A 6,499-nucleotide genomic window follows, 5' to 3' on the forward strand; every position below is an offset into this window, starting at 1 on the left:
CTACATTTGATGATGTGATTGGATTCTAATTTAAAATATAAAACTTCAGGATAATTTAACATTATAATTAGTATGAGTAGTATTACGCGTCTGGGTATTTACCTTCCTAGCGCGTTAAGCTCATTATCCATTATAATAACCGGGAATGAGGAATGAACATGAAAAACAATAAACTTCGCGTAGCATGGATAGTCCCACAAGTTGTTCTAATATTACTTGATTTATTTTTGATTGGGTTTACCGGAAGCAAATGGGATGCTATGGGTAACACAAGATTTCCGTATGTTATGGGGATTATTTTGTTAACGTTCGTAATCATTTTCGGGATTGCTCGTATTCTTACATGGATAAAGCAAGGAAAGTTGTAGGGAAAAGATATCTTGAGCTCACGCGCCTTTTCCCTCATACGATTTCTGTTATTCCCCCCTTCTCTCTTTCCGGCATATACACTTGGCCTCAATCTTCGCCCGACGTTCCGGAGTAAACCCCCGACTGCAACTGACATACTTGGCGCCACTCACAATCTTCCCTTCCCACTCGTAGCCGCGTACAGATCCTGCATACCATCGAAGGATCCGGATTTAAAGCGRTCCAGGATCGTCTTGCTGGTCCGTCCGTCAACAGATATTCAAACTGGAACCCATCGAATAGGTGCTGCTTGTGACTCTACATCCCTTAATTCGTGTAGCATGATTGGAACGTAGCAGAGCGTAGTGGAAATGATGCTAGGAGCGTATTCCATCAGAACAACTCCGGAACGCAAAGGAGGAAAGCCGGCCAATGGAACCTAGCGGGTCTTAGTCGGGCTGGCCCGGCTTAGAACCGGTTGTTCGCTTGGTCGGCCCGACTGAACGAGCTGGGGGATCCAATTTAGGGGATAAAAAACGGCTAGCGAATTTGCACAGAAATAAAAACAAGACGACAGTGGAACAGCGAAATGCCTGATCTGCTTTCGTCTTGTTTGAAATTAGGAAATACCAATTTACCGTTGCTGTATGGTGGTAATAAGATGGGCAGTTGCCTCACTTTAGGTTGGAGTGGTTTTTTAATAAAACTTCTCTTTATAGCTTGTACTTGGTTATTATATTTTCTTTTCCAATCTAATTTCACTTTCTTCAATCCTAAACCCAACTTTTCTTTGTACAGCGAGCATTTTTATATTGTTACTTAAACTTGCTGTTTCAATATAATGAAAGCCGGTTTGCTTAGCGTATTGAATTGTACAATATTTTAAAGTTGTAGCGATACCTCGTTTTTGATATTTACTTAAAACTCCTGTCAAACCTTGGCCTAAACCGTGTTTATCTGCTTCCTTTTTCGTTATGTAGCAACATCCTATGTAATTTTCACCATCTTTTGCGATGAAATACCCTTTATATACATCTCTTAAGTGAGTGAGATTGTTTAGAAAAGCTTTATAAGATATTGGTACAACGGGGTTTGTATTTGGAAAATTTGCGAGTAATTCTTTCTCCAACTCATATAATTTTATAAAACAATCAGAAGTTTCTTTTAATTCTTCTTCAAGCGTGCTAATTGTAATTCCTCTTGATTTATGTTCGTTGATTTGAGAATTTAAAATATTTGTATCTATATTCACTACATTCGCTTTTAGTCTTATCATCCGCTCATATTCAGAAAAACCCATTTTTAAAAAAAACCTCAAGTTCTCATTGTTTTCAACTACCCTCACCCGCATGGTAGCCGTATTTATTTCTCGGAGTTCATGAGAAACCGCATCAATAAGTCCGTGACCAATTCCTTGTTTTCGCCATTTAGGGTCAACTCCTAGTTGAATGCGAAATAATCCTAACCCTGTTTGTCTTGGTATGTCGGGGCGAACACCAGCATAGCCAATTATGCTAGGATAATTATTACTATTTACAACAAAATACCGTCTTAAGTTATCTTGGTTTTCAGCTGCCTTTTCCCATTCATCAAGTTCTTCAAAATACCTATCAGAGATTTTTTTACTTAAAGAAACGATCTCTTCAGCATCATTTAACATTGGTCGACGAATTGTAAAAGTCACTGTCACTCACCCACTTTTTTTCTTTTTTTGTTACCTTGTACTCGTTAAGTATGAAACTAACCTAATATCTAATAGCATACAAGATAAAAAACTAGTTCAAGTAATCTGTCCGTTAGTTGAGAAAACGGCAGCCCTTATAACGGCTACCGTTTCTTCATGTTTATAGAGCTATCGTGCCCGTTAGCGCAACAAAGTTCCGCTCACTTCGGCGGTTGTTCCAACACGAACGGCCGCGTCCGCGTCACGAACTGGAAGCCTTGCTTGCGCAGGATCGGCGCGGAAGTCGGCAGCGCGTCGACGAAAGCATGCGTCCGACCGCGGTCACGGGCTTCCTGCAGCCTCGAGGCGACCAGCGCGGTAAAATGGCCTTGTCGCCGGTGTGTGGTCTTGGTGCGGCCCCCGGTCAGTTCGGCGTATGACCCGCCGGTTCGGAAGTAGACTCGCCCACAGGCGACGGGCTCGCCGTCCACGTAGGCGATGTGGATGCTCATCTCGTTCAGACTCTCCTTCAACTTCAGAGCCAGCGCGCGCCGCTCTTCCTCCACGTTTCGCCTGCCAATCTCGCGGGACACCTCGGCGTAGTCGGCCAGGTCGCGCTCGTCCCGGACGATTCTGATATCGTACCTATCGACGTCACCGAAGGTGGCCAGCGATGCCTCGTCCAGCGGCAGAACCAGCACCTCCTCCTCGTCGTCGGCCTCGAACCCGGCGGCGACGAGCCGCTCGGGTAGGTCTACGGGCGTGTCGTGGCCGTAGTACTTCCACTCCAGACTATAGCCACCGGCTACAGCGGCGTCCCGCTCCCGGCGGATCAGTTCATCGATCTCCTCCGCTGGACAACTGGCGAACACGATTCTGCACTCCGATCCCTCCTCGGTACGCTCCACGACTACGTCACCGCTGGGAGACGGCGTGCCCATCGCCCGGCGCTCCGCATCCAGGACCGACAGGATGTCGGATCTCACAAATTGGCTCATGTCACAGCGCTCCTTTGCCGATCTTTGTTATTAAACTGGATCTCAACTTTTTACAACTGTCTATATATTACCATATATTGAAATTAACCTGCCCGTTAGCATTCCTGTAGAGCGGTTATTACGAGCTTTGCAAAAAAACGAGCGCCTCGGTACGATGGGAGTACACAACGGGTCATAGCCCTTTAAATCCCATCATCCAGGAGGACGCTCTACTATGAAGTTTAAATCGCAAGCCAAACAAAATCAACTCATTGAAAACATTACCTCTTCGCATCTCGTTGTCGGGATCGACATCGCTCAACAGACACATGTTGCCCGCGCTGTAAACTTTCGTGGCATCATCATCGGTAAAGCATTGTTATTTACGAATGACGAAGACGGGTTTAACAGCCTACTTCAATGGATCCAGAAGCTGCAAACCACTCATCAGTTTAGTACAGCCATCATCGGCATGGAACCCACAGGTCACTATTGGATCAACGTGTCTAAATGGTTAGCTGTACGTAAATTCGAAGTTGTAATGGTAAATCCGCATCTTGTGAAAAAGAACAAAGAGAACCGGGATAATACGCCCTCAAAGAGCGACAAAAAGGATGCGCTTATCATCGCCGACATGGTGAAAAACGGCTACTACTCCTTTATACGCAACACCCCTGAAGCATTCGAGGAACTCCGTGTTCTTCTTTCGAACCGAGACTTTGTGGTGACACGTCTTGTCAGTGCCAAAAACCAAATCCACCGTTGGGTGTACATCGTTTTTCCTGAGTTGCGGCAGGTTTTCAAGCACATCACGTGTATCGGTGCCTTGGATACGTTACGCCTCTTCCCTACTCCGGCAGAGTTAAGCGAACTACAACCGCAAGACGTGATTAAAGGATGGAAATCCCTCATGAAGCGGCACAGTGGTTCTCGAAAAGCACAGGAACTCCTTACACTGGCCAGCCGCTCAGTGGGATCTCGACTAGCTACGCGTGCCTACCAGCTACATCTGAAGCAACTGCTTGCCGAGTATGATCTCGCCTGCAAGCAACTGCAGGACGTAGAACATGAGATCGTCGCTGTGTTAGAGCGCATCCCCTTTGCAAATTCCATGCTTGCGATCAAAGGAATTAGTGCGATTTCACTGGCCGGTATTCTGGGGGAGGCTGGGGATTTAAGCGGATTTGTTCATGGGAATGCCTTGTTGCGCCATGCCGGCCTGAATCTAGCGGAGGCAAGCTCCGGCAAGTGGACCGGACAGCTGGTCATAAGTAAGCGCGGGCGCTCCCGTCTTCGCCGCTTCCTCTTCATGGCCACCATGAGTTTGGTGATGAATAATTCGGAGTTTCAAGCGATGCACTCGCAAAATGTTCACGTGAAGAAGATGAAGAAAATGAGGTCCATTATGAAACTTTGCGGTAAACTAGCCCGAATCTTGGTTGGGATGGCCCGCAGCGGCCAACCCTACACACCGCACAAAACGTTGCCGCTCCAGCCAGCCGCTTAACCCATGTAACCGTACCTTTGCACGTCGATTGGCTTGTTCGCAGGATTTCAGAGAAAGCACGGAGTACCGGATGTATTCAACAAAAGGGCATCGACCCGTACCGTTAGCAAAACCGGCCTCCACCCCTTGGATAGGTGTAACGAAGGAATGAGAGGGCTACGACCCGTTGAGACATGGGAGTGATAACCTCCGAGGGTGGCGTGGAGATTACGTGCAGTATATGGAAGTAACTGGAGATAAACTCACTCTCCTATATTCCCGCACGCCTTCATGTTGCCAAAGTCTAGTACGGTCGCTCCCTCCTCCTCCTATACTCATAACCAAGAGGATGAAATCCTGCGAATAAGCGAGCATGCGTGAGAAAACTAAATCTTACCGAGGGAGTTTAATGGTTTGTGCAGCTCACTCGGCAATGGATATATGTTCTTGTCACTCGACAACCAACCAACAATAAGGGATTTAATCAATAAACTTGCCCACTTACTATACACCTACCTCCTATTACCTTACTCACTATATTTAAATATTATTTCAGAGATTTTGTTGCCCGATGGTACAAAATGAACTTCACCGTCTGGAAAGGTTAGTATGACGATCCCGAARCCTCCGCGACTAAGCTCAAGCCAGACGAAATGCGCAACGGAAGATGCGCTCAAGAAAGCGCTGAAATTAAATTGAATGCGGTCGTGGAAATCGATCGTTGAGTCGGGCGCAAAATTTTAGATAATATTCCTTGACTGGAATATATCCAATTTGGTATATTCGAATCGAGGAATTAAACCAAATTTTAAGGAGTATGTGACGAATGAAATGGACAGCACGCATTCTGCAAGGTTTATTGGCGCTGAATTTTCTGTTTGCCGGAGCTATGAAGATCTTCTCGACTGCCGATCAAATCAGGGAGATGTTCACCGATAAGCTGGGTACGCCGGTCGCTTTGATCTACACCGTCGGTGTTTTCGAAGCCCTGGCAGGGCTGGTTCTTATCGCTGGCTACCGTAGCCGGAAGGCAGCAGTAGCATCGATCGCTGTAATGTTCGCCATCTTGATCGGTGCGACCGTGACGAACCTCGCCGCTGGCCTCATTGGGGATGCCATGGTCCCATTTGTGATCTTGATATTTGTGGCCGCCCTCATGTACCTGAAGCGTCATGAATTCAAGAATTTACGTAATGTGACCGGCTCGAATATTTCGACTTCCAAGTAATGTAGAATGGGCATTTATCGCTTGGAAAAAACTCTAAGCGGATTAAAAAAAGGACAAAGGACGAGGTAAAAAAATGGCCTACGAATCGACCCACACTTTTGTAAACTTGCCTGTGAAAGATTTGAACCGGGCAAAAGAATTTTTCAGCAGCATCGGCTTCGATTTCAACCCCCAGTTCTCCGACGAAAACGCGGCCTGCCTGGTGATCAACGACAAAACGTTCGTTCAACTGCTAACGAAGTCGTATTTCCAGACGTTCATCAACAAGCCGATAGCTGATGTCGCTTGCGCCGCTGCAGGGATTATCGCGCTTTCTGCAGACAGCAGGGAGCATGTGGACGAACTGGCAGACAAGGCGTTGGCCGCGGGAGGCAGACAGTTCAAAGAACCAGCGGACCATGGTTTCATGTATGTCAGAAGCTTCGAAGACCTGGAGGGTCATCTGTGGGAAATTGCCTTCTTTAACGCAAGCGCGTATTCCCAGGCGTAGGATTGCACCCATATGTTAAAGGCAAGCGATTGTTTCGCTTAGCCTCAGACTGTCGACAGAGTTCAGTCGGCAGTCTTTATTTTTGTGTATTATATTTAGCAATTTGCGGCGTTAATGCGAAGAAACAGAAGGGTTTGATTTCAATTTGAAAGCTGCCAATGGAAGCCTCGGAGTATTGGACGGGGTATTAGTGTTTACTGAAGTTTTAAGGTGCAATTCCGACAATATCGTTACCCAATACATCACCTGTTTCAGTAAGAACCAATTTCATTACTTTAAACGACCTTTCTCAAATGGAGATATTCCC

Annotated in this window: 6 protein-coding genes; 4 read left to right on the forward strand and 2 right to left on the reverse strand. The window is 46.4% G+C overall.

Annotation, left to right across the window (positions count from 1 at the left end):
- The first annotated feature begins 158 nt into the window (after positions 1 to 158).
- A complete protein-coding gene (locus tag AC1DWB_RS30195) occupies positions 159 to 368 on the forward strand; it encodes a hypothetical protein (protein WP_477544801.1) in 210 nt (69 codons plus the stop codon).
- 713 nt (positions 369 to 1,081) lie between these two features.
- Here the strand turns inward: AC1DWB_RS30195 and AC1DWB_RS30200 are convergent.
- Positions 1,082 to 2,032 carry a GNAT family N-acetyltransferase gene (locus AC1DWB_RS30200; RefSeq protein ID WP_477544802.1) on the reverse strand — a complete coding sequence of 317 codons (951 nt, stop codon included), beginning with the start codon at positions 2,030 to 2,032 and terminating at the stop codon, positions 1,082 to 1,084.
- Between the two features lie 200 nt (positions 2,033 to 2,232).
- Entirely contained in the window at positions 2,233 to 3,009 is a 777-nt protein-coding gene (locus AC1DWB_RS30205) for a GNAT family N-acetyltransferase (protein ID WP_477544803.1), read from the reverse strand.
- A 214-nt stretch (positions 3,010 to 3,223) separates the two neighbouring features.
- Between AC1DWB_RS30205 and AC1DWB_RS30210 the strand changes: the two genes are divergently transcribed.
- The 3 genes from AC1DWB_RS30210 to AC1DWB_RS30220 all read left to right on the forward strand — a co-directional run bounded on the left by AC1DWB_RS30210 (position 3,224) and on the right by AC1DWB_RS30220 (position 6,192).
- Positions 3,224 to 4,495 (forward strand): IS110 family RNA-guided transposase, encoded by a 1,272-nt coding sequence (locus tag AC1DWB_RS30210; RefSeq protein ID WP_477544804.1) that lies wholly within the window; start codon positions 3,224 to 3,226, stop codon positions 4,493 to 4,495.
- 805 nt (positions 4,496 to 5,300) lie between these two features.
- Entirely contained in the window at positions 5,301 to 5,702 is a 402-nt protein-coding gene (locus AC1DWB_RS30215) for a DoxX family protein (protein ID WP_477544805.1), read from the forward strand.
- 73 nt (positions 5,703 to 5,775) lie between these two features.
- Positions 5,776 to 6,192 carry a VOC family protein gene (locus AC1DWB_RS30220; RefSeq protein WP_477544806.1) on the forward strand — a complete coding sequence of 139 codons (417 nt, stop codon included), beginning with the start codon at positions 5,776 to 5,778 and terminating at the stop codon, positions 6,190 to 6,192.
- Positions 6,193 to 6,499 lie beyond the last annotated feature (307 nt).

It is taken from the genome of Paenibacillus sp. P4_E11 (assembly GCF_056401635.1).

Coding starts and splice junctions, on each gene's coding strand:
- AC1DWB_RS30195 (WP_477544801.1), top strand. CDS start 159: ATGAAAAACAATAAACTTCGCGTAGCATGGATAGTCCCACAAGTTGTT.
- AC1DWB_RS30205 (WP_477544803.1), bottom strand. CDS start 3,009: ATGAGCCAATTTGTGAGATCCGACATCCTGTCGGTCCTGGATGCGGAG.
- AC1DWB_RS30210 (WP_477544804.1), top strand. CDS start 3,224: ATGAAGTTTAAATCGCAAGCCAAACAAAATCAACTCATTGAAAACATT.
- AC1DWB_RS30215 (WP_477544805.1), top strand. CDS start 5,301: ATGAAATGGACAGCACGCATTCTGCAAGGTTTATTGGCGCTGAATTTT.
- AC1DWB_RS30220 (WP_477544806.1), top strand. CDS start 5,776: ATGGCCTACGAATCGACCCACACTTTTGTAAACTTGCCTGTGAAAGAT.